Below are 21,969 nucleotides of genomic sequence, written 5' to 3'. Positions count from 1 at the left end.
TCCCGCGCAACACCAGAATATGCGCGATCCCGCGCAACACCAAAAACGACTAAGAGAGGCGCCAAATGGCCAAGAATGAATTCGACTACGACCTGTTTGTCATCGGTGGCGGCTCGGGCGGTGTGCGGGCGGCGCGTGTCGCGGCGGGCGAGCATGACGCCAAGGTCGGACTGGCCGAAGAAGACCGCTATGGCGGCACCTGTGTGATCCGGGGCTGTGTGCCCAAAAAGCTGATGGTCTTTGCCTCGGGCTATGCCGATGTGGTGGATGAGGCGAAATGCTTTGGCTGGGATCTCAAGGCCGGGGCCTTCGATTGGCATGACTTCAAAAGCCGCCTGAACACAGAGTTGGACCGCCTTGAAGGCGTTTATCGCAAGCTCTTGAAGAACTCTGGCGTCGATACTTTCGACGCCCGCGCGCGGATCAAAGACGCCCATACCGTCGCCCTTTCCGACGGGACCGAGAAGACCGCCAAACATATCCTCATCGCCAGCGGCGGTCGCCCCGTGCGCCCCGAGATCGAGAATGCGGAACTGGGGCTGGTCTCCGACGATCTGTTCCACCTTGAGAAGCTGCCTAAGTCGATCCTGATCATCGGCGGCGGCTACATCGCCTGTGAATTCGCCTGTATCCTCAACGGCTTGGGCGTCGAGGTGACGCAATACTACCGCGGTGCGCAGATCCTGCGCGGCTTTGACGACGAAGCCCGCGGCATGGTGGCCGAGATGATGCAGGAAAAGGGGATCGACCTGCATCTTGGCACCAACATTCTGGAAATGACGCCCAGCCACGAAGACGGCAGCGGCCCAATGAAGGTCAAGCCGACCAACGGCACCGAAAAGATGTTCGACCAAGTGCTCTTTGCCACTGGCCGCCGCCCCAACAGCGACGACATGGGGCTGGAAGAACTGGGCGTGAAACTGGGCCGCAGCGGTGCGATCGAAGTGGATGAGTACAGCCAGACCGCCGTGCCCTCGGTCTATGCTATCGGCGATGTGACCAACCGGATCAACCTTACGCCGGTGGCGATCCGCGAAGGCATGGCCTTTGTCGAAACCGTCTTTGGCGGCAACCCGACGCAGGTCGATCACGATCTGGTGCCCTCGGCGATCTTCACGCAGCCCGAAATGGGCACCGTGGGGCTGAGCGAGGAAGACGCCCGCGACAAAGGACCGATTGAGGTCTATGCAACCTCTTTCAAACCGATGCAGGGGGCCTTTGCGGGCAAGGCCGACCGGGTGCTGATGAAGCTCATCGTCTGCGCCGATACGCGGGTCGTGCTGGGCTGTCATATCGTCGCACCAAATGCGGGCGAGTTGATCCAGATGGTCGGCATCGCGGTCAAGATGGGGGCCACGAAAGAGCAGTTTGACGCCACCTGCGCGGTACACCCAACCATGTCCGAAGAGCTGGTGACGATGCGTAATCCGACCCGCACGGCTTGAATATCGCGCGAAAGCGTACAATTTTTGGAACGATAGGCCGCATGGGCGGCCGAGAGGGGAACATATCAATGGCAGGAAATTCGCAAGGCCCCTGGGGGGGCGGCGGAGGCGGCAACCGGGGCAACGGCGGAGACCGGGGCACCAATGGTGACCGCGGCAACGAGGGACGCAACGACGGGCCGCAGGGTCCACGCGGGCAGGGCGGTGACCGCCCCCAGATGCCCGAGATCGACGATCTGGTGCGCAAGGGCCAAGAGCAGCTGCGTGTCCTGATGGGCGGCCGTGGTGGCGACCGGGGCAATGGCACCGGCGGCGGTGGCCGCGGCTCTGGCGGGCCGGGCGTGACCCGCTCGACAATTGGTATTGCCCTTTTGGCCGGCGTGGCGCTTTGGGGTTTTGCCAGCTTTTATACCGTGCGGCCCGAACAGCAGTCGATCGAACTGTTCTTGGGCGAATTTTCCGGCATTGGCACCGAGGGTTTGAACTTTGCCCCATGGCCGCTGGTCACGGCAGAGGTTTTTGACGTCACCACCAACCGCACCGAAGAACTTGGTGTGCGGCGCGGCACGGGCGGCAACGAAGGCCTGATGCTGACCACCGATGAAAACATCGTCGACATCGACTTTCAGGTGGTCTGGAACATCAAGAACGCGCGCGATTTCAAATTCTCGCTGCGCGATCCCGAAGCCTCCGTGCGTGCGATTTCCGAATCCGCGATGCGCGAAGTTATCGCCCAGTCCGAACTCGCGCCGATCCTCAACCGGGACCGTGGTGCCGTTGCAGATCGGGTAAAAGAGTTGATCCAAACCACGCTTGATAACCGCAAGACCGGCATCAACGTGCTGCGTGTCAACGTGAACAAGGTCGACCCGCCCAGCCAAACCGTGCAGGTCACCGATGCCAATGGCAACACGACCACGCAGTCGGTCGTCGACGCCTTCCGCGACGTGCAAGCGGCCGAACAGGAGCGTGACCGGGTAGAGCGTCAGGCCGATGCCTATGCCAACCGCCGCACCGCCGAAGCCCGCGGTGAATCCGCGCAGCTTTTGGAAGCCTCCGAAGGCTATCGCGCCCGTGTGGTGAACGATGCTGTGGGTGAAGCCAGCCGTTTTGAGGCCGTCTTGGAAGAATACCGCAACGCGCCCGACGTGACGCGCAAGCGTCTGTATCTTGAGACCATGGAAAAGGTGCTGGGCGACGTGGATAAAATCATCCTCGAAAACGGCAGCGGCCAAGGCGGGCAGGGCGTCGTTCCCTATCTGCCACTCAATGAATTGCGGCGCGGCGGAGGGTCGAACTGATGCGGAAAACAAGTCTTATCATTCCCATCTTGGTGATCGCCATCGTGGGTGTCCTTTCGGCTGTCTTTGTCGTGGACGAGCGCGAAAAAGCGCTGGTGCTGCGCTTCGGCCAGATCAAACAGGTCCGCAACGAGCCGGGCATCGGCTTCAAGGTGCCCTTCTTGGATGAGGTCGTGCGCTACGAAGACCGGATCTTGTCGCTGGAAACCCCGGTGATCGAAGTTACCCCCGCCGATGACCGTCGTCTGGAAATCGATGCCTTCGTGCTCTACCGGATCGACGACATGGTCCAGTACCGCCAAGCTTTGGGTGCGGGCGGTGAACGTCAGGCCGAAAGCGAAATGGGCGGCATCATGGAAAGCCAGATCCGTGCCGTTTTGGGTTCGCAAGGCGTGACCTCCAACACGATCCTGTCGCCCGAGCGGTCGGACCTGATGGAGCAAATTCGTGTCCGCGCAGATGCCCGTGCACAGGCGCTTGGCCTCAAGGTCGTTGATGTGCGTCTGCGTCAGACCAACCTGCCAGAGCAGAACTTTGATGCGACCCTGCAGCGGATGATCGCCGAACGTGAGCGTGAAGCCACCGATGAACGCGCCCGTGGCCGCGAGGCCGCGCAGCGTGTGATCGCCCTTGCTGACCGGACCTATGAAGAGATCTTGTCGGAGGCGCGTCGGGACGCACGGATCATCGAAGGTGAGGCGGACGCTCAGCGAAACAAAATCTTCGCGCAGTCTTATGGTCAGGATCAGGAGTTCTTTGAATTCTACCGGTCGTTGACCGCCTATGAGCAGGCCCTGCGGGGCGAGAACTCGACCATGGTGATGTCGCCGGACAGCGAGTTCTTCAACTACCTGCGCTCGGACCGCAATCCTTCGACCACTGTCGATGCGAACGCACCGCCGCAGACAGCGGCCGAGGCACAGGTCCAGACGCCAGCCGAGGCACCGCAAACCGATGCGCCGGCGGCGGAACCTGCGCCAGCGGACGATAGCGCTGCTGCCGACGACACGCAGGAGGAGGCCGCCCCTGCGGCCCCCGCCACGCCTGAGCCTGTAGCGCCTGCACCTGTCGCGCCGGACGCGGAGGCCGACCAGCCAGCCGCGCTCGACGAATGAGCCTTGTTCTACTGGCTCTAGGGTCGGTTCTGATATTCGAGGGGCTGGTGTACGCACTGGCCCCTTCGTTTTTGGAGCAGATGCTGGAAATGCTCCGCCGCATCCCTGAGGCGGCGCTGCGCCAACTCGGCGCACTGGTGGTGGTCGCCGGATTGATATTTGTCTGGCTGGCGTTTCAATTGGGCGTCTAAAGGCCGGATCAGGGGCCGAAGGACGTTCGGTTTCGCCGCGCATTCTGCCAAGGCACAGAGGCCCGAGCGATAAATCATCAGCCGCGTGCCCGTTGAAATGCCCGTGATCGGCCCCATCTTTGCTGTTGCAGCGCGTCCTTTCGGAATGCACTCTGCCCACGTTGGCAACAACAGGAACAATCAGGAGACGATGAATGCAGGCCAAGGCGGTTTCCCTGTCCAAAACAGCACAACACACCCAATGGATGCGAGCGATGGCAATGGGGGTGATGGCGCTGACCCTCTTGATCCTGCAAGCCAGCATGGCGCTGGCCAAACCTGAAAGCCTTGCCCCGCTTGCGGAAAAGATCAGCCCCTCGGTGGTGAATATCACCACATCGACCACGGTTGAGGGCCGCACCGGGCCGCAGGGCATCGTTCCCGAAGGCTCGCCTTTCGAAGACTTTTTCCGCGAGTTTCAGGATCGCAACAACGACGGCGAGGGCAACCGCCCGCGCCGTTCCTCGGCGCTTGGCTCAGGCTTTGTGATTTCCGAAGATGGCTATGTGGTGACCAACAATCACGTGATCGAAAGCGCCGATGAGATTACGATCGAATTTTTTTCGGGCGAGGAACTGGTCGCCAAGGTGATCGGCACCGACCCCAAGACCGACATTGCGCTGCTGAAGGTCGAAGCCAGCCAGCCGTTGCCCTTCGTCTCTTTCGGCGACAGCAACGCCGCGCGTGTGGGGGACTGGGTGATTGCCATGGGCAACCCGCTGGGGCAGGGCTTTTCAGTCTCTGCGGGCATCGTATCAGCCCGCAACCGGGCGCTGTCGGGCACCTATGACGACTACATTCAGACTGATGCTGCGATCAACCGGGGCAACTCGGGCGGGCCGCTGTTCAACATGGATGGCGAGGTGATCGGCGTGAACACCGCGATCCTGTCGCCCAATGGCGGCTCCATCGGGATCGGCTTTTCGATGGCCTCGAACGTGGTCACCCGCGTGATCGACCAGTTGCAGGAATTCGGTGAGACCCGCCGTGGCTGGCTGGGTGTGCGCATTCAGGACGTGACTGATGATGTGGCCGACGCCATGGGCCTTAAGAAAGCCGTTGGGGCCTTGATCACCGACGTGCCGGAAGGCCCGGCGCGGGAAGCAGGGCTCAAGACCGGTGACGTGATCAAATCCTTCGATGGCGTCGAAGTCGTCGATACCCGCGGTCTGGTGCGTCAGGTGGGCAATAGCCCCGTGGGCGCGACGGTCCGCGTGACCGTGCTGCGCGATGGCAAGACCCAGACCATCAAAGTTGTGCTGGGCCGCCGCGAAGATGCGGATGGCGCGGTTCCTGCGGCAATGGACGAAAACGCCGATGACGGCACCGAGACAGAGCCGCAGTCGACCATGCTGATGGGCCTGACCCTGATGCCGCTTACGGATGATCTGCGCGCCGAACTGGGGGCCGATGGCGATATGAGCGGTCTTGCCGTGACGGATGTGGATCAAACGTCGGAGGCCTTTGAGAAGGGCCTGCGCATGGGGGACATCATCACCGAAGCGGGTCAGGAGCAGGTGACAAGCATCGCTGATCTGGAAGCGCGGATCGCCGCCGCGAAAGAGGCTGGCCGCAAGTCTCTGCTGCTGCTGGTGCGCCGTGGCGGCGACCCGCGATTTGTCGCGCTGTCGCTGGCGGAGTGATCCGCTACCGTGGTTTGGAAAGGGCGCCTCCGGGCGCCCTTTTTCGTTGGGGGATCAGCCGCCCTGCCGGGGCACCGCGACAAGCCCAAGCGCACGGGCGGTGGTGAGCGACAGCACCTCGCTGTTCGGCCCCTGTTTGGCCTGATAGCGCCGTACGGCGAGCCGTGTCGCTCTGTCCATCTCACCGGTGATCGGCCCGGCGTAAAAACCGCGTGCCTGCAGCGCCCGTTGCAGGGTGCTGTTGAACTCTGACGTTAGCACATCCGGGCAGGGGGTCTCGAACCAGTTGTCGACCCGTGCGCGCACGATCTCTTGGCGGGTCTCTGTCTTGTAGACGGGCGGTTTGGCGATGCTGCCATCGGCGTTCATTTTGGCGGGGGTGACTTCGACCTGTTCGGTCACCGTCTCGATCACCGCGGGGCTGACCGTGCGGCCCCAGCAACTGCCCTCAGCCGCGCTTGCGGGGCCGTTGCGCGTAGCCTCCAACACTCCCGGCTCCGGGCGCGGCGTGGCCGGTGTCGCCGTCTCGCAGCCCGCGATACCGGCGACGAGTAGCAGCAAGGCCGCGCGCTGCAATGTGGATCGGAGGGGAGGGGGCTGTGTCATGCCGGAATCGCGGGGCTCACCTGTTGTTTGCGCGCAGACTAGCGGGAGGCGCGGACCTTGCCCACCGCAATGTCATCGGCGGGGGCATGCGTGGGCGAACTCATGAAAAGGGGGCTGGAACCGGCTGCCATAGCCCGCTAAACAAGGCCGAGCTTTTAGGACGAAAGGGCATCATCATGGCCAAAATCACCTATGTCGAACATTCCGGCACCGAACATGTGGTCGAGGTGGCCAATGGTCTCACGGTCATGGAAGGCGCGCGGGACAATAACATTCCCGGCATCGAAGCCGACTGTGGCGGGGCCTGCGCTTGTTCCACCTGCCACGTCTATGTCGATCCCGCGTGGACAGAGAAGCTGACGCCGATGGACGACATGGAAGAAGACATGCTCGACTTCGCGTTCGAGCCTGACCCTGCGCGGTCGCGTCTGACCTGCCAGATCAAGGTCACCGATGCGCTGGACGGTCTGCGCGTGCAGATGCCGGAAAAGCAGATTTGATGCGGGCGGTCGGCACAGTTCTGCTTGCGCTGATTGCGACCAGCGCCGCGGCGGAGACGATCACCGCCGCGCGCTATATCTCGCCCACCGGGCGCTACGCCCACGGCATTCTGGGCGATGCGCTGGAATGGGGTGGGCTACAGGTCTCTTTGGCAGACGGAAACGCGCGACGCTTCACTCTACCCCGTGACCATGTTTTCGAAGATATCGCCCCCCGGCTGGTCGATGTAACCGGCGATGGCGCGCCCGAAGTGCTTGTGATTGAGACCGACGTGAACCGCGGCGCGGCGCTGGCAATCTACGGCCCCGAGGGCAAGATTGCTGAGACCCCGCATATCGGCCAAAGCAACCGCTGGCTTGCCCCCATAGGCGCCGCTGATCTCGACGGTGACGGCGCGGTTGAGATCGCCTATGTCGACCGCCCGCATCTGGCGCGGGTGCTGCGGGTCTGGCGTTTTGCGGATGGGGACCTGAGCGAGGTGGCTCAGATGCCGGGGCTGACCAACCATCGAATCGGAGAGTCCTTCATCTCGGGCGGTCTGCGCGATTGCGGTGCCGGGCCAGAGATGGTGCTGGCGGATGCCGATTGGCAGCGCGTGGTGGGGGTGCGCCTGACGGACGGGCAGCTTGCGCGTCGCGACATCGGCCCCTTCGCAGGGGCCGACAGCTTTGCCGCGGCACTTGCCTGTGACTGAGGGTGCTGGGGCGGCCTAAGCCGCCGCCTGTTAGCTCAGCGCGCGCCAGCCGATGTCGCGGCGGCAGAAACCTTCGGGCCAATCGATCCCGTCGACCATCGCATAGGCACGCTCCTGCGCCTCGGCCAATGTATCCCCGCGCGCGGTGACGTTCAGCACGCGGCCGCCGTTTGCCAAGATCGCCCCGTCTTGCGCCACGGTGCCCGCGTGGAACACCATATTGGCGCTGTCTTCGGGCAGGTCTTTGAGCCCCTTGATCTCACTGCCCTTTTCATAGGCGCCGGGATAGCCATTCGCCGCCATCACCACGGTCAGCGCGTGATCCTCGGCCCAGTTCACCTGCATATCGGCCAGCGTGCCTTTGGCCGTGGCCTGCATCAGATCAAAAGCCTGCGCGCCAAGGCGCATCATCAGCACTTGGCATTCAGGATCGCCAAAGCGCACGTTGTATTCCACCAGACGCGGCTGGCCGTCTTTGATCATCAACCCGGCATAAAGTACGCCTTGATAGGGCATCCCACGTTTCGCCATCTCGGCCATGCAGGGGCGGATGATCTCATCCAACGCGCGTTCGGCGATCTCGTCGCTCAGCACCGGGGCGGGGGAATAGGCGCCCATGCCGCCAGTATTGGGGCCGCTGTCGCCGTCGCCGACGCGCTTGTGGTCTTGGGCCGTGCCGATGGGCAGCACGGTTTCCCCGTCACAAAGCACGAAGAAAGACGCCTCTTCGCCTTCCATGAACTCTTCGATCACGACCTCGGCGCCCGCGTCGCCAAAGGCACCGTCGAACATCTCATCTACGGCGGCGAGGGCTTCGGCGTCGGTCATGGCGATGATGACACCTTTGCCCGCCGCCAGACCGTCGGCCTTGATGACGATCGGCGCGCCTTGCTTTTCCACATAGGCGCGGGCGCTGGCGGCGTCGGTGAAATGGCCATAGGCCGCCGTGGGCGCATCGCAGGCGTCGCAGATTTCCTTGGTAAAGGCTTTGGAGGCTTCCAGCGCAGCCGCCGCTTTGGAGGGGCCGAACACGTCGAAACCCGCCGTGCGCAGGTCATCGCCCACGCCTGCCGCCAAGGGCGCTTCGGGGCCGATGATGACGAAGTCGATGTTGTTGCCTTCGCAGAAAGCCACCACCGCCGCGCCATCCATGATGTCGAGCTTAGCGCATTGCGCAATGGCCGCGATGCCCGCATTGCCCGGCGCGACGATCAGCTTGTCGCATTTGGGGTTCTGCATGACCGCCCAAGCAAGTGAATGTTCGCGGCCACCGCTGCCGAGGATCAGGATATTCATGCCGCGCACTCCCTTGGACTTCTTTGCCCCGCGTTCTAAGCTGGGGTGCCCACAGACACAAGGTGCCCAGATGGATCTGTTCGACGACCCCGCCCCCGGTGCAAACAGCCCCGAATTTACGGTGACCGAGCTTTCCGGCGCGATCAAAAGGGTGATTGAGGGTGAGTTTGCCCATGTCCGGATTCGCGGTGAGGTGGGCCGCGTGAGCCGCCCGCGTTCGGGGCATGTTTATCTTGATCTCAAGGACGACCGTTCGGTGATCTCCGGCGTGATCTGGAAGGGCGTGACCGCACGGCTTGAAACCCAGCCCGAAGAGGGGATGGAGGTGATCGCCACCGGACGGATCACCACCTTTGGCGGCCAATCGAAATACCAGATCGTCATCGAGGATATCAAACCGGCGGGCATGGGCGCGCTGATGGCGCTATTGGAGAAACGCAAGGCGGCACTGGCGGCGGAGGGGCTCTTTGCCCCCGAACGCAAACGCCCGCTGCCCTACCTGCCTGAGATCATCGGCGTCGTGACCTCGCCCTCGGGGGCTGTGATCCGTGATATCCTACACCGGCTGCGCGACCGTTTCCCGCGCAAAGTGCTGGTCTGGCCCGTCGCCGTACAGGGCGCGAAATGCGCGCCCGAAGTCGTGCGCGCCATTGAAGGGTTCAACCGGCTGACCCCCGGTGGCGCATTGCCCCGGCCCGAGTTGATCATCGTGGCCCGTGGCGGCGGCTCGGTCGAAGACCTCTGGGGCTTTAACGAGGAAAGCGTCGCGCGTGCGGCGGCAGCCTCGGAGATCCCGCTGATCTCTGCCGTGGGGCATGAGACCGACACGACGCTGATCGACTTTGTCTCAGACAAACGCGCGCCGACGCCGACAGCGGCGGCAGAGCTTGCCGTGCCGGTGCGGCATGAATTGGCGGCATGGCTGGAGGGGCAGGGCGCGAGGATGCGTCAGGCGCTGAGCCAAGGGCTGACCCGGCGCGGCCAGCGGATGCGGGATCTGGCGCGGGCCTTGCCGCGTGCCGAGACCTTGCTGGAAGGGCCGCGCCAAAGGCTCGACCGGGGTGGGGAGAAACTGGCCCCCGCGCTGATCGCGGGTGTCCAAGGCCGCCGCGTGAAACTGGCCGATATGTCCGGCGCCCTGCGTCCCGGCACCCTGCGCCGCCAGTTGGAGGCTGATCGTCAGCGGCTGGCCCAGCTATCGGCAAGGCTCGACCCCGCATGGCAACGCAATTTGGCAGGGCAGCGTGAACGGCTCGGGACAAGGATCGACCGGTTTCACCCCGAGGTGTTGCAGCGGCAGATCCTGCGTCGTCGTGAACGGCTGCTCGACCGTACGCAGACTTTCCGCCCCGAGGTGCTGCTGCGCGACCTTTCCCGCCAAGACCAGCGATTGAATGAGGTGCTCGCCCGGTTGGCGCGCGCAGGCCGCGCGGATCAAGACCGTCGTCGCCGCCAGATCGACGCTTTGGGCCGCACCCTTGGCACGCTTGGCTACCGCGAAACGCTCGCCCGCGGTTTCGCCGTGGTGCGGGGCGACGGTGATGTGGTGACCAGCACCGAGGCCGCAAAGAACGCCGCCCGGTTGGAGATCGAATTTGCGGATGGTCGGCTGGCTGTCAAAGGCGAAAGCTAAGGCCGGTCAGACCCCGACTTCGGGCCCGAGACAGAGCAGAGGGTCATTCTGCTCCTGCGCCTCGTAAAGCTCGGTTTGGGTTGGGTCATTCTCGAACCGGGCGACCAGCCCGGATGGGCTTTCGGTGAAGCTCCAGCATTGCGGGGTGGGGTCGTCTTCGTAGACGAAACAGATCAGCCCCTCGGCCTCATACCAACGCCCCTCCTTGCAGCGGCCATCAAGAAAGGACCACTGCACGCGGCGATCCTCGTGATAGACCTCGGCCCCATAGGGCGCGCCGGACTGGCCGTAGTAGAGCGTTTTGCCCTGCGTATAGGCCTCGAACTCCGCCGCCGACATCTCGGCCAAGGCGGGCAGGGGCAGGAGGGCGCAGATCAGGGCGAGGGTATGTCTCATCCCAACAGCCTGCCAGAAGCCCGCGCCCCGCGCCAGTGGGATCAGCCGCGGCGCCACTGCGCCACGCGGCGGTCCATCACCCGACGCCAGAGCGGTGGCACAAGGGCGATCACCGCCATGATGGGCAGGGAATAGGGCAGTTTCGGCATCTCTTCGGTCACTTCCAACGCCGGAAAGGCGCGGGCGGGGCGCATGTGGTGGTCGGAATGGCGCGGCGCGTTCAGCATCATGGCCGCGGAATACCATTTCGGGGCGTTCCAACTGTGCTGTGGGCCGATCGGCTCGAACCGGCCATCGGTGCGTTGCTGCCGCCGCAAGCCATAATGCTGCACATAGTCCGACAGCAGCAGTTGCATCTGTGCATAGGCGGCAAGGCCAAGATAGGCCAACAGCCCGGTAATGCCGCCCAAAAGCAGCGCGGTGAGCAGGGCCACTGCGGCACCGCCGAGGTAGATTGCATAGGGGTGCAGCCCCTTCGCCCCCGTCTTGCGCGCCCGCTGCGCGTTGTCGGCCTGCCACCCGGCGCGAAACTCCCCCCAACTTGCGCTGAGAAGAAACCGCCAGAACCCCATGCCTTTGGGCGCGGAATTGGGATCGGCGGGGGTGGCGGCGGCGGGGTGATGCACCCGCAGATGGGCCGAGACGTGATGCCCGTGCAGCAAAGAGACATAGACCGCCGTGCCGATCCGTCGGGGCAGGCGGCGGGATGCGTGGATCAACTCATGTGCGTTGGAATTGCTGATCTGACCCAGAAACAGACCGAGGGCGGCAAAGATCAGCGCACGGTCCAGCCCCTCAAGATGCGGCGCGCCGCCAATCGCCCAGACCCCGAGCGGCAGCAGCATGAAATGCACCGCAGCCAATGTCAGCGTCAGTCCCCGACCGGACCTGTCGGAAAGGGTCAGCGCGCGGCCCAATCGGTCCATAAAGGCGACATGAACCGTGATCGACAAAAGTGCCAGCACAGGCCAGACCCCGCCCCAGAGGGCGGCGGCGGCGATCAGCACCGCTGGCGTAAAACTGGCGATCACATACCACAGCACGTGTTTTCCCTTACTCATGACCCGCCTTGCGGCGCATCCGCCCATTCTGCCCGCCGCACGGCCCGCGCACAACGCAAACACCCGCGCGATTGTCGCTTTTTGATCGCCGGGCTGCGCCTTGATTTGCTACGACTGCTGAAAGCAAGGCGGGGGGAAGCGACATGGCGCTGGATGATCACGGTAAAGCGGCGGGGCAGGAACCGCAAAAGGGCGTCTGGAAATCCGGCAAGGGCAAGGGGCGGCATCATCCCAAGGGTCGGCAGGTGCAGGACGCGGCTTGGGAGGAAGTTCGCGTGCTGTTGGGCGACCGCCCGCGCCGCCGTGATCTGCTGATCGAATATCTGCATCTGATCCAAGACCGCTTTGGCCACCTCTCTGCCGCACATCTGCGCGCCTTAGCCGAAGAGATGCGCCTGTCGATGGCCGAAGTCTATGAGGTCGCCAGCTTCTACGCGCATTTCGACGTGGTGAAAGAGGGCGAGACCCCGCCTCCCGCGCTGACCATCCGTGTCTGCGATTCGCTGTCTTGTGAACTCGCCGGAGCGCAGGCGTTGAAATCGGCGCTTGAGGAGGGGCTGGACCCCGCAGAGGTCCGCGTGCTGCGTGCGCCCTGCATGGGGCGCTGCGACACCGCGCCGGTGCTGGAACTGGGCCACAATCATATCGACCACGCAACGCCGGAAAAGGTTGAGGCGGCGATTGCAGCACAGGACACGCATGTCCAATTGCCGGACTATGAGGCTTACCAAACCTACACGAATTCAGGTGGTTACGAGGCGCTGTTGAACCTGCGTGCGGATGGCGGCTGGGAAGCCGTGCAAGAACAACTGCTGGAGGCCGGTCTGCGCGGGCTGGGCGGGGCGGGCTTCCCCTCGGGCAAGAAATGGGGCTTTGTGCGCGGCAATCCGGGGCCGCGCTATCTGGCAGTCAATGGAGACGAAGGCGAACCGGGCACCTTTAAGGACCGCTGGTATCTTGAGCGCACCCCACATCTTTTCCTCGAAGGCATGCTGATCGCCGCATGGGCGGTCGAGGCTGAAAAAGTCTTCCTCTACATGCGCGACGAATACCCGGCGGTGCTGGACATCCTGCGGCGCGAGATTGCGGCGCTGGAGAATGCGGGCGTCATCACCCCCGGTTATGTCGATCTGCGCCGCGGGGCGGGCGCCTATATCTGCGGCGAAGAAAGCGCGATGATCGAAAGCATCGAAGGCAAGCGCGGCCTGCCGCGCCACCGCCCGCCTTACGTGGCGCAGGTGGGGGTCTTTGACCGCCCGACATTGGTGCATAACGTGGAAACCCTGCATTGGATCGCCCGCATCTGCCGCGAAGGGCCACAGGTGCTAAACGCGACCGAAAAGAATGGCCGCAAGGGGCTGCGCAGCTACTCGGTCTCGGGGCGGGTGGCGCAGCCGGGGATGTATGTACTGCCTGCGGGGTCGACCATCACCGATATCATCGCGGCGGCGGGCGGCATGGCCGAGGGGCATGTGCTGAAGGCGTACCAGCCGGGCGGGCCGTCCTCTGGCCTGTTGCCGGCTTCGATGGATGACGTGCCGCTCGATTTCGACACGCTGCAACCGCATGGGTCCTTTATTGGCTCGGCGGCGGTGGTTGTTCTCTCTGAACATGACAGCGCCCGCGCGGCCGCGCTCAATATGCTGCGGTTTTTCGAGGATGAAAGCTGTGGCCAATGCACGCCCTGCCGGGTGGGCTGCGAAAAGGCGGTCAAGCTGATGCAAGAAGACCGCTGGGATCAAGGGCTGCTGGAGGAGTTGTCGACCGCGATGGTTGATGCCTCAATCTGCGGGTTGGGGCAGGCGGCGCCGAACCCGATCCGGCTGGTGATGAAGCATTTTTCTGACGAAATCTAACCGCGGCCCCTCTCGGTTGCCTTGATCTGCCCTAGGCGCTCTTCCATCTGCGCGGGCAAGCCTATAGATCAAGACGAAACTGCATGGGAGACGCCGATGGCCTTCTTCACGAAGCTCAAGGACCGCTTGTTCAAATCCTCGTCCAAGATCGACGAGGGGCTAGAGGCGATAGTCAGCGATGGCGGCGAAACGGAGGCCGAAGCGGCCACCGTGGATGCGGTGATGGACCAGCCCGGCGCGGCCTCGGATGTGATGCCCGACGGGCAGGACGACAGCGGCCCGATGTTGGCAGCTGAGCAGGAGGAGGAAACCCCCGAACCCGCTCCAATGCCAGAACCAACGCCCGAGCCGACGCCCGAGCCCGTCACCATTCCCGAGCCCACCCCTCAGCCTGCGCCAGCGGTGCCACCTGAGCCCGCAGACCCGAAGCCCACGCCCGAACCCGAGCAGGTGCCGCCAGCGGTCGATCCAGTCCCCGCCCCGGCCCCCGACCCCGCTCCGGCCCCCGACGAAGTTCCGCCCGACGTGGACCTGCGCCAAGCCATGACCCCGGTCGCGCCTGCGCTCGACGAAGCAGAGGCCGCTCCTGCGAAGCCGGGCCTTCTAGGCCGTTTGATGGGCCGCAGCGCAGCGCAGCCTGTTGTGCGCCGCGCGCTGGACGATGAGATGCTCGAACAGCTCGAGGAACTGCTGATCAGTGCCGACATGGGCGTTGACACCGCGCTACGGGTCACCGCCAATATGGCCGAAGGGCGCTTTGGCAAGAAACTCTCGGTGGCGGAGATCAAACAACTGCTCGCCAGCGAAGTCAGCCGCATCATGGAGCCTGTGGCGCGGCCCCTGCCGATCTATTCCAAGACGCCTCAGGTGGTGCTTGTTGTCGGCGTGAACGGCTCTGGCAAGACGACGACCATCGGCAAGCTGGCCTCGCAATTCCGTGCGGCGGGTAAGAAGGTCGTGATCGCCGCAGGCGACACCTTCCGCGCCGCCGCGGTGGAGCAATTGCAGGTCTGGGGTGAACGCGCAGGCGTGCCTGTGCTGACTGCAGCGCAGGGCAGCGACCCCGCCAGCCTTGCCTTCGACGCCATGGGCCGCGCGCAGGAAGAAGGCGCCGATCTGTTGCTGATCGACACCGCAGGCCGTTTGCAAAACCGGGGCGACCTAATGGAGGAACTGGCCAAGATAGTCCGCGTCATCCGCAAGAAGGACGAGACCGCACCGCATAACACCCTATTGGTGCTGGACGCGACGACCGGGCAGAACGCACTGAACCAAGTGAAAGTTTTTCAAGAGATTTCCGACGTCAGCGGTCTGGTTATGACCAAACTCGACGGCACCGCAAAGGGGGGCGTTCTGGTGGCGCTGGCGGATCGTTTCGGTCTGCCGATCCATGCGGTGGGTGTGGGCGAGCAGATTGACGATCTGTCCCCGTTTGATCCCGATGAATTTGCCGCCGCATTGGTTGGTACGGATGCCTAGCGACGCCTTGGTCGCCTTGCGCGGCGGCTCTGATTACTCGTGGGTGCCGAGCTTTCGCTCAATCCAGCGCAATACCGTCAGAACGCTGACCACAATCCCTGCCGTAAGACAGGCGAGCAAAATCTGCCCCGCGCCGCAAGCAAGACCAATGGCACCGGCCAACCACATCGACGCGCCGGTGGTGATGTTGCGCACTTCGCCGTTGGAGGTGAAAATGATCCCCGCGGCAAGGAAGGCGACGCCCGCCGTGACCGCTTCGATCAAACGCAGCGGATCAAAGCGCATCTGGTCGCCCTCTCCGAACTCCAGACTGCCCAGCTCTTGCCCGATGATGATGAACAGGCAGGCCGCGATGGCCACCATGATATGTGTGCGCAGCCCCGCAGGCTTGTCCCGCCGCTCGCGCTCAAACCCCACAACGCCCGCCAGAAACGCGGCCATCAGCAGCCGCGCGGCAGCGACAGTGACAGGCACTTTGGAAAAACTGTTGGTCAGATCGGCGAGCAGGCTTTCAAACATGGAATTTCCGTTGGTGATAAAGGCTTTGACGAATAAACCTCTCGCCGCTGTGGTGGTTCCGCGATGACCGAGTGGATCCTGTCGATCGAAGGCACGCCCGCGGGCCATACCGCGGCGCTTTGGTTGGCGCTGTCGGCGGCCTTTTTACATGCCGTCTTTGGCGCGTTGCAAAAGGGGCGGCATGATCCGTGGCTGACACGCGGGGCGATTGATGTCTCCTATGGTGTGATGGCCGCGCCCTTTGCGCTGTTCGTCGTGCCATGGCCCGAGCCGCATATGTGGCTGATCTTCCTCGGCGCCTTCGTGATCCATGTGATCTATAAACTGTTACAGGCTTGGGCCTATACCAAGGGTGCTTATACGGTGGTCTACCCGGTGGTGCGCGGCACGGGGCCGCTGTTTGCCGTGGTCGGCGCCTATCTGATCTTTGGCGAGCGGTTCAATGCAGTGCAGTGGCTCGGCGTGGCTGTGCTACTCAGCGGTATTTTCGGGCTAGCGGTTTATAACCTGCGCAATCTGGTCGCCGCGCGCGATACGCTGCACGCGGCTTTGGGGCTCGCGGTGCTCACGGGCTTGTTCGTGGCGCTTTACACCACATATGACGCATATGGCATTCGCGCCACGGCTGATCCGTTCACCTTTCTCGCGTGGTTTTTCATGATCGACGGATTGGTGATGCCGGTGATTGCATGGCGGCGCTGGCACCGGATGGAGAACCCACCCGAGGTGGCGCCGCTGATGCTGCGCGGCGTGATCGGCGGGTTCATCGCTTTTGCGAGCTTTGGGTCGGTCATGCTGGCCACGCGGCTTGATAAGGTGGGCGAGGCGGCAGTGCTGCGCGAGACATCGACCGTCTTTGCCGCGCTGATCGGGGTGCTGGTGCTGAAAGAAACCGTCGGCCCGCGCCGCATTGCGCTGATGGCGCTGATCGCGGCCGGGGCGGTGATTGTTGAAATGGGCGGCTGAAGGAACAGGCATGTCAGAACCAAGAGAGATCAACCCAATGCTGCGTGCAGGTTTGGAATACGGGCCGGTGCTGGCCTTCCTCGTTGCCTATCTGTGGCTCAAGGATAACACCTACACCTTCGGCGGGACCGAATACGATGGCTTCATCGTCGTCACCGCGATGTTCGTGCCTTTGCTGGTGCTGTCGACCGGCGCGCTCTGGGCGCTGACGGGCAAGCTGAGCCGGATGCAGGTCGCCACCGTGGTGCTGGTGGTGATCTTTGGCGGGCTGTCGGTCTGGCTGAACGACGACCGCTTTTTCAAGATGAAACCGACGCTGATCTATGTGCTCTTTGGCGGCCTTTTGGCGGTTGGCCTGCTGCGCGGGCAGTCCTATCTGAAATACGTCATGGAAGAGATGATGCCGCTACGCGATGAGGGCTGGATGCTGCTGACCAAGCGGCTGATGTTCTTCTTCTTTGGCCTCGCGCTGGCGAATGAGCTGATCTGGCGGTTCTTTTCGACCGACACATGGGTCTACTTCAAAACCTTCGGCCTGACGGCGGCGATTTTCGTTTTCTTCATGGCGCAGGGCAAATTGTTCGAAGCCTATGGCGAGAAGAAAGACAAAGGCTGATCCGCTCAAATTTAACCAATGCCCCGCGCGAAACTGTTGACCTGCAGCGTCGCGCGGCGTAATCCACCCCGCGTGGCGATTTGTTACCGGATTGTGGGCCACGTTAAACATGCCGCTAAAAGGTCAGGATGAAAGACCCCTTTCGCTTGGCCGCGTCTGGGGTTTTTTTATGCCCGCAAGGTCGGGCCAGAAGGATGAGATAGATGAGCAACGACCGTCACGCGCGCACCCAAGCGATCCACGCAGGCACCCGCCGCAGCCAATATGGCGAGGTGAGCGAGGCGATCTACCTCACCCAAGGGTTCGTCTATGACAGTGCCGAACAGGCCGAGGCCCGGTTCGAGGAAACTGGCCCGGATGAGTTCATCTATGCCCGCTACGGCAACCCGACGGTCGCGATGTTCGAAGACCGTATCGCCACGCTGGAAGGGGCCGAAGACGCATTCGCCACGGCCAGCGGCATGGCGGCGGTGTCGGGCGCGCTGATCTCAATGCTGAAGGCGGGCGATCATGTGGTGTCGGCCCGGGCGCTATTCGGGTCTTGTATCTATGTGCTCGAAGAAATCCTTGGCCGCTATGGGGTTGAGGTCACTTTCGTCGACGGCAGCGATCTGGGCGCATGGGAGGCCGCGATCCGCGAGGACACCCGCGCCGTGTTCTTTGAATCCGTCGCCAACCCCACGCTTGAAGTGATCGACATCGAAGCCGTCGCCAAACTGGCCCATGCCAAGGGCGCGCTGGTGGTGGTCGATAACGTGTTTGCGACTCCAGTCTTTTCGCGCGCGATTTCGCAGGGGGCGGATGTGGTGGTCTATTCGGCGACCAAACATATCGACGGGCAGGGCCGCGCGCTTGGCGGTGTGGTGCTGGGCAGCCGCGATTTCATCCGTGGCACGCTTGAGCCTTATATGAAACACACCGGCGGCTCGATGAGCCCCTTCACCGCGTGGATCATGCTCAAGGGGTTGGAAACCATCGACCTGCGGGTGCGGGCACAGGCGGCCAGCGCACAGGAATTGGCAGAAGCGCTGGAGGGCCACGCCGAACTGGCGCGGGTGCTTTACCCCGGCTTGGCCGCGCATCCGCAAAACGCGCTGGCGATGCAGCAGATGGGGGCAGGGGGCACGGTACTCTCCATTGACCTCAAGGGCGGCAAAGCGGCGGCCTTCGCTTTCCTGAATGCGTTGCAGGTGGGGGTGATCTCCAACAACCTCGGCGATGCGAAGACTATCGTGACCCACCCGGCCACCACGACGCACCAGCGTTTGCCGCAGGAAACCAAAGACCTTTTGGGCATCACGCCGGGGCTGGTTCGCATCAGCGTGGGGCTGGAATATACCGGCGATCTCAAGGCCGATTTGCTGCAAGCGCTGGCGGCGGCGACGTAAGCCTGACCTGATGTGTCGCAGGCGCGGTGGCATTTTTGCCCCGCGCATCATACATTAAGGACGACAGACCGGAGGGCCGCGCAATGAACATCGTGACTGAGATGTCCGAAACACCGGATCGAAGCGCGGCGGAGGCTGCGCTCGCCACCCTGCGCGCTTGGGCCGAAACGGCCACCCCTGCAGAGATCGCAGCCCTTGACCCGGCCATGGCGCGGATGCTCGCGCCCGCCGACTACCCGGCACTGAGCCGTGCCTACCCCGAGGACTTCACTGCTGGAGCCAACTACCGCGCCAGCCTGCCGGATCTGCAAAACGGCCCCTCCAGCCTGATCCGCGGGGCGCAGCAGTTGATCCAGCATGTCGGCATCTCGAACTTTCGCCTACCGATCCGTTACCGCAGCCGTGAGGGCGGGGATATGCGGCTGGAAACATCTGTGACCGGTTCGGTGTCGCTTGATGCGGAAAAGAAGGGCATCAACATGTCCCGCATCATGCGCAGCTTTTACCGCCATGCAGAGGCGACCTTTAGCTTTGAGGTGATCGAAGCGGCGCTGGATGATTATAAGACCGATCTCGAAAGCTTGGACGCGCGGATTCAGATGCGATTCTCTTTTCCAATGAAGATCGGCAGTTTGCGCTCGGGGCTGACGGGCTATCAATATTATGACATCGCGCTGGAACTGGTTGAGCAGGACGGAGAGCGCAAAAAGATCGTGCATCTTGATTACGTCTATTCCAGCACCTGCCCCTGTTCGCTGGAACTCAGCGAACACGCGCGGGAAACGCGCGGGCAATTGGCGACGCCGCATTCGCAGCGCTCCGTGGCGCGGATATCGGTCGAGACGCGGGACGAGGGCGATTGCCTGTGGTTCGAAGACCTGATCGAGATTTGCCGCCGCGCCGTGCCGACCGAGACGCAGGTCATGGTCAAGCGCGAGGACGAACAGGCGTTCGCCGAACTCAACGCCGCGAATCCGATCTTTGTTGAGGATGCCGCGCGGCTGTTTTGCGAGCAACTCTTGGCCGATGGCCGGGTGGGGGATTTCCGCATTGTCGCCAGCCATCAAGAAAGCCTGCACAGCCACGATGCGATCAGCGTGCTGACCCAAGGTGAGACCTTCGCGGCGCAAAGCATCGACCCCAAGCTTTTCAACACGCTCTTTCACGTCGGCTGACCCGGCGCGGCGCGGTGGTCGCGCGATGGTTGTCCGCACCACGCGCAGCGCCCCTTTGCGGGGCATTCCGGGTGACTTAGCGCAGATATGGCGATTGTCGCCCCGTCAGCCCTGCAAGTCCCGACCAGCGGCTATGCGAAAACGTCGGTTCTGCTGCGGCGCAGCATTGCCTATCTAACGGTCATCGAAATACTGGAAATTGCAAAGGCAATCAGATGACCTACCAGAGCACTGCTCATCCCGCCCACTCCGTCTCTCCCTTTGAAGGGCTGCGGCGCGCCGGCGCCGGTCTGCGTCGCTTTTTTGCGGGGATCGGCCATGGCATCATGATGGGCTCCACCGCCCACCGCCGTTTTGAGCAGGTCCAAGGCCTGCAAGCGAAAAGCGACGAAGAACTGGCCGCCATGGGCATCAAGCGTGACGACATCGTTCACCACGTTTTCAAAGACCTCTACTACATCTAAGACGACACGGACCGGGGCCAAATCGCGCCCCGGTCCCGTCTCGGCTTGACAGCGACGAGCGGCCAAGCCAACGCTGCGCCCATGTTGGATATACGACCTGTCGGATATGTCGTGGGCCTTTTGGTGGCCGTGCTTGGCCTTGCCATGATCATCCCGATCTGGGTCGATCTGGCCGAGGGCCGGGGCCAATGGTGGGTCTTCGTCGAAAGCGCGCTGATCACCACGTTGGGCGGCGGTATGATCGCCCTTGCCAGCGCCAATGGGGTCCGCGAAGGGCTCACCATCCAACAGACATTTATGCTCACCACCGGCGTTTGGCTGATGCTGCCGTTGTTCGGGGCCTTGCCCTTCGTCTTGGGCGCGACCGATGCCAGCGTCACCGACGCGATGTTCGAGGCGATGTCGGGGCTGACGACCACCGGGGCCACGGTGCTGACCGGATTGGAAGACCTGCCCAAGGGCCTGCTGATCTGGCGCGGTATTCTGCAATGGCTGGGCGGCATCGGTATCGTCGTGGTCGCCATGGTGTTCCTGCCCGAGTTGCGGGTCGGTGGTATGCAGATTTTCAAATCCGAATCCTTTGACACCTTTGGAAAAATCCTGCCCCGCGCGGGGCAGATCGCGACTCAGATTTCGGTGATCTACCTCTGGCTGACGCTGGCTTGTATGCTGAGCTATCTTGCGCTCGGGATGAGCACCTTCGACGCGACGGTTCACGCGCTGACCACGGTGTCGACCGGGGGATTCTCCAACTACGATGCCTCGTTCAGCACCTTCTCTGGCCCCGCCGAATATGTCGCGGCGATCTTTATGATCCTCGCGGCTTTGCCTTTCGTGCGCTACGTGCAGCTTATCAACGGCAACCCCGTAGCCCTGCACCGCGACCCGCAGGTGCGCGGCTTTTTCATGACCTTGACCTTTCTGGTGGTGATTGTCTTTTTCGTCCTGCGCAGCGGCACGACCTACGAGTCCGAGCGGATCTTGCGGGAAGCGATCTTTAACATCACCTCCATCATCTCGGGCACCGGCTATGCGTCGGCGGATTATATGAAATGGGGCAGCTTCGCCGTGGCGCTGTTCTTTTTCATCGGCTTGATCGGCGGCTGCGCGGGCTCGACCACCTGTTCGATCAAGATCTTCCGTTATCAATTGCTCTTTGCCTCGATCCGCGCGCAGTTGCGGCGGATCCGCTCGCCCCATGGCGTCTTTACCCCGCGCTATGATGGCCGCCCGGTGGGGGCGGACGTGCTGAGCTCGGTGATGTCGTTCTTCATGTTCTTCGTGGTGTCGCTGGGGCTGATCTCGGTCGCGCTGAGCCTGACGGGGTTGGATTTCGTCACCTCCGTCTCGGGCGCAGCGGCGGCACTGGCAAACATCGGCCCGGGACTGGGAGAGATCATCGGCCCTGCGGGGAACTTCAGCAGCCTCAACGACACGGCGAAATGGATTTTGATCATCGCCATGTGGATTGGGCGACTGGAATTGCTTGCGGTCTACGTCATGTTCACCGCCAAGTTCTGGCGCGCTTGAAACGCGAAAGGGCGGTGCCGATGGCACCGCCCTTTGTCTTTGTCGCTTGGGGCTG

At 63.0% G+C, this 21,969-nt stretch carries 21 protein-coding genes and 1 riboswitch; of the genes, 16 read left to right on the top strand and 5 right to left on the bottom strand.

The window, feature by feature from the left end:
- Positions 1-65 precede the first annotated feature (65 nt).
- The 5 genes from gorA to A3722_RS17550 all read left to right on the top strand — a co-directional run bounded on the left by gorA (position 66) and on the right by A3722_RS17550 (position 5,734).
- Positions 66-1,445, top strand: a complete 1,380-nt coding sequence (gene gorA, locus A3722_RS17570) for a glutathione-disulfide reductase (protein WP_067624511.1) — start codon at positions 66-68, stop codon at positions 1,443-1,445.
- A gap of 68 nt (positions 1,446-1,513) precedes the next feature.
- Positions 1,514-2,746, top strand: a complete 1,233-nt coding sequence (gene hflK, locus A3722_RS17565) for an FtsH protease activity modulator HflK (RefSeq protein ID WP_201722068.1) — start codon at positions 1,514-1,516, stop codon at positions 2,744-2,746.
- Positions 2,746-3,861: a protease modulator HflC gene (gene hflC / locus A3722_RS17560; protein ID WP_067916329.1), complete on the top strand. Its 1,116-nt coding sequence runs from the start codon at positions 2,746-2,748 to the stop codon at positions 3,859-3,861. The genes hflK and hflC overlap by 1 nt, the downstream gene beginning before the upstream one ends.
- Positions 3,858-4,052: a DUF2065 domain-containing protein gene (locus A3722_RS17555; RefSeq protein ID WP_067625528.1), complete on the top strand. Its 195-nt coding sequence runs from the start codon at positions 3,858-3,860 to the stop codon at positions 4,050-4,052. The genes hflC and A3722_RS17555 overlap by 4 nt, the downstream gene beginning before the upstream one ends.
- Positions 4,053-4,306: 254 nt before the next feature.
- A complete protein-coding gene (locus A3722_RS17550) occupies positions 4,307-5,734 on the top strand; it encodes a DegQ family serine endoprotease (RefSeq protein WP_443068601.1) in 1,428 nt (475 codons plus the stop codon).
- Positions 5,735-5,788: 54 nt separating this feature from the next.
- Here A3722_RS17550 and A3722_RS17545 read toward each other — a convergent pair whose 3' ends face one another.
- Positions 5,789-6,340, bottom strand: a complete 552-nt coding sequence (locus A3722_RS17545; protein WP_067625535.1) for a peptidoglycan-binding domain-containing protein — start codon at positions 6,338-6,340, stop codon at positions 5,789-5,791.
- Positions 6,341-6,516: 176 nt separating this feature from the next.
- Here A3722_RS17545 and A3722_RS17540 point away from each other — a divergent pair, with 176 nt between their 5' ends.
- Positions 6,517-6,840: a 2Fe-2S iron-sulfur cluster-binding protein gene (locus tag A3722_RS17540; protein WP_067625538.1), complete on the top strand. Its 324-nt coding sequence runs from the start codon at positions 6,517-6,519 to the stop codon at positions 6,838-6,840.
- Positions 6,840-7,535: an FG-GAP repeat domain-containing protein gene (locus A3722_RS17535; protein ID WP_067625541.1), complete on the top strand. Its 696-nt coding sequence runs from the start codon at positions 6,840-6,842 to the stop codon at positions 7,533-7,535. The genes A3722_RS17540 and A3722_RS17535 overlap by 1 nt, the downstream gene beginning before the upstream one ends.
- A 30-nt stretch (positions 7,536-7,565) precedes the next feature.
- Here A3722_RS17535 and purD read toward each other — a convergent pair whose 3' ends face one another.
- Positions 7,566-8,831, bottom strand: coding sequence for a phosphoribosylamine--glycine ligase (gene purD, locus A3722_RS17530; RefSeq protein ID WP_067625545.1), 1,266 nt, complete (start codon positions 8,829-8,831; stop codon positions 7,566-7,568).
- A gap of 70 nt (positions 8,832-8,901) precedes the next feature.
- Here purD and xseA point away from each other — a divergent pair, with 70 nt between their 5' ends.
- Positions 8,902-10,464, top strand: coding sequence for an exodeoxyribonuclease VII large subunit (xseA, locus tag A3722_RS17525; RefSeq protein WP_067625548.1), 1,563 nt, complete (start codon positions 8,902-8,904; stop codon positions 10,462-10,464).
- A gap of 6 nt (positions 10,465-10,470) precedes the next feature.
- Here the strand turns inward: xseA and A3722_RS17520 are convergent, their stop codons facing one another.
- Together A3722_RS17520 and A3722_RS17515 are read right to left on the bottom strand one after the other, a co-directional pair.
- Positions 10,471-10,860 (bottom strand): hypothetical protein, encoded by a 390-nt coding sequence (locus tag A3722_RS17520; RefSeq protein ID WP_067625553.1) that lies wholly within the window; start codon positions 10,858-10,860, stop codon positions 10,471-10,473.
- A 41-nt stretch (positions 10,861-10,901) separates the two neighbouring features.
- Complete coding sequence (locus A3722_RS17515) at positions 10,902-11,903, bottom strand: alkane 1-monooxygenase (RefSeq protein ID WP_067625551.1); 1,002 nt, start codon at positions 11,901-11,903, stop codon at positions 10,902-10,904.
- Between the two features lie 161 nt (positions 11,904-12,064).
- Here A3722_RS17515 and A3722_RS17510 point away from each other — a divergent pair, with 161 nt between their 5' ends.
- On the top strand, positions 12,065-13,777 hold the full coding sequence (locus A3722_RS17510; protein ID WP_067916327.1) for an NAD(P)H-dependent oxidoreductase subunit E: 1,713 nt from the start codon (positions 12,065-12,067) through the stop codon (positions 13,775-13,777).
- A gap of 96 nt (positions 13,778-13,873) precedes the next feature.
- Entirely contained in the window at positions 13,874-15,256 is a 1,383-nt protein-coding gene (ftsY, locus tag A3722_RS17505; RefSeq protein ID WP_067916325.1) for a signal recognition particle-docking protein FtsY, read from the top strand.
- 33 nt (positions 15,257-15,289) lie between these two features.
- On the opposite strand, the gene A3722_RS17500 is transcribed toward ftsY, so the two are convergent.
- Positions 15,290-15,775, bottom strand: coding sequence for an MgtC/SapB family protein (locus A3722_RS17500; protein ID WP_067626987.1), 486 nt, complete (start codon positions 15,773-15,775; stop codon positions 15,290-15,292).
- Between the two features lie 63 nt (positions 15,776-15,838).
- Between A3722_RS17500 and A3722_RS17495 the strand changes: the two genes are divergently transcribed.
- The 6 genes from A3722_RS17495 (at position 15,839) to A3722_RS17470 (ending at position 21,914) form a co-directional block, all read left to right on the top strand.
- Positions 15,839-16,741: a DMT family transporter gene (locus A3722_RS17495; protein ID WP_067626989.1), complete on the top strand. Its 903-nt coding sequence runs from the start codon at positions 15,839-15,841 to the stop codon at positions 16,739-16,741.
- Between the two features lie 10 nt (positions 16,742-16,751).
- Positions 16,752-17,357, top strand: coding sequence for an inner membrane-spanning protein YciB (locus tag A3722_RS17490; RefSeq protein WP_067626991.1), 606 nt, complete (start codon positions 16,752-16,754; stop codon positions 17,355-17,357).
- 62 nt (positions 17,358-17,419) lie between these two features.
- A riboswitch (SAM riboswitch) is annotated at positions 17,420-17,496 on the top strand.
- 64 nt (positions 17,497-17,560) lie between these two features.
- Positions 17,561-18,745 (top strand): O-succinylhomoserine sulfhydrylase, encoded by a 1,185-nt coding sequence (gene metZ / locus A3722_RS17485; RefSeq protein ID WP_067626992.1) that lies wholly within the window; start codon positions 17,561-17,563, stop codon positions 18,743-18,745.
- Between the two features lie 83 nt (positions 18,746-18,828).
- Positions 18,829-19,920, top strand: coding sequence for a GTP cyclohydrolase FolE2 (gene folE2 / locus A3722_RS17480; RefSeq protein ID WP_067626994.1), 1,092 nt, complete (start codon positions 18,829-18,831; stop codon positions 19,918-19,920).
- Positions 19,921-20,135: 215 nt separating this feature from the next.
- Positions 20,136-20,384 carry a hypothetical protein gene (locus tag A3722_RS17475; protein WP_067626996.1) on the top strand — a complete coding sequence of 83 codons (249 nt, stop codon included), beginning with the start codon at positions 20,136-20,138 and terminating at the stop codon, positions 20,382-20,384.
- Between the two features lie 81 nt (positions 20,385-20,465).
- Positions 20,466-21,914: a TrkH family potassium uptake protein gene (locus A3722_RS17470; RefSeq protein ID WP_067626997.1), complete on the top strand. Its 1,449-nt coding sequence runs from the start codon at positions 20,466-20,468 to the stop codon at positions 21,912-21,914.
- Positions 21,915-21,969 lie beyond the last annotated feature (55 nt).

It is taken from the genome of Sulfitobacter sp. HI0027, assembly GCF_001634775.1.
Classification (GTDB): Bacteria; Pseudomonadota; Alphaproteobacteria; order Rhodobacterales; family Rhodobacteraceae; genus Sulfitobacter.
The sequence above is the reverse complement of the archived record's forward strand: the minus strand, read 5'-3'. Positions and strand labels throughout refer to the sequence as shown.

Coding starts and splice junctions, on each gene's coding strand:
- A3722_RS17470 (WP_067626997.1), top strand. CDS start 20,466: ATGTTGGATATACGACCTGTCGGATATGTCGTGGGCCTTTTGGTGGCC.
- A3722_RS17495 (WP_067626989.1), top strand. CDS start 15,839: ATGACCGAGTGGATCCTGTCGATCGAAGGCACGCCCGCGGGCCATACC.
- folE2 (WP_067626994.1), top strand. CDS start 18,829: ATGAACATCGTGACTGAGATGTCCGAAACACCGGATCGAAGCGCGGCG.
- A3722_RS17500 (WP_067626987.1), bottom strand. CDS start 15,775: ATGTTTGAAAGCCTGCTCGCCGATCTGACCAACAGTTTTTCCAAAGTG.
- xseA (WP_067625548.1), top strand. CDS start 8,902: ATGGATCTGTTCGACGACCCCGCCCCCGGTGCAAACAGCCCCGAATTT.
- A3722_RS17550 (WP_443068601.1), top strand. CDS start 4,307: ATGGCAATGGGGGTGATGGCGCTGACCCTCTTGATCCTGCAAGCCAGC.
- A3722_RS17475 (WP_067626996.1), top strand. CDS start 20,136: ATGACCTACCAGAGCACTGCTCATCCCGCCCACTCCGTCTCTCCCTTT.
- A3722_RS17490 (WP_067626991.1), top strand. CDS start 16,752: ATGTCAGAACCAAGAGAGATCAACCCAATGCTGCGTGCAGGTTTGGAA.
- ftsY (WP_067916325.1), top strand. CDS start 13,874: ATGGCCTTCTTCACGAAGCTCAAGGACCGCTTGTTCAAATCCTCGTCC.
- A3722_RS17555 (WP_067625528.1), top strand. CDS start 3,858: ATGAGCCTTGTTCTACTGGCTCTAGGGTCGGTTCTGATATTCGAGGGG.
- A3722_RS17540 (WP_067625538.1), top strand. CDS start 6,517: ATGGCCAAAATCACCTATGTCGAACATTCCGGCACCGAACATGTGGTC.
- hflK (WP_201722068.1), top strand. CDS start 1,514: ATGGCAGGAAATTCGCAAGGCCCCTGGGGGGGCGGCGGAGGCGGCAAC.
- metZ (WP_067626992.1), top strand. CDS start 17,561: ATGAGCAACGACCGTCACGCGCGCACCCAAGCGATCCACGCAGGCACC.
- purD (WP_067625545.1), bottom strand. CDS start 8,831: ATGAATATCCTGATCCTCGGCAGCGGTGGCCGCGAACATTCACTTGCT.
- gorA (WP_067624511.1), top strand. CDS start 66: ATGGCCAAGAATGAATTCGACTACGACCTGTTTGTCATCGGTGGCGGC.
- hflC (WP_067916329.1), top strand. CDS start 2,746: ATGCGGAAAACAAGTCTTATCATTCCCATCTTGGTGATCGCCATCGTG.
- A3722_RS17510 (WP_067916327.1), top strand. CDS start 12,065: ATGGCGCTGGATGATCACGGTAAAGCGGCGGGGCAGGAACCGCAAAAG.
- A3722_RS17535 (WP_067625541.1), top strand. CDS start 6,840: ATGCGGGCGGTCGGCACAGTTCTGCTTGCGCTGATTGCGACCAGCGCC.
- A3722_RS17520 (WP_067625553.1), bottom strand. CDS start 10,860: ATGAGACATACCCTCGCCCTGATCTGCGCCCTCCTGCCCCTGCCCGCC.
- A3722_RS17545 (WP_067625535.1), bottom strand. CDS start 6,340: ATGACACAGCCCCCTCCCCTCCGATCCACATTGCAGCGCGCGGCCTTG.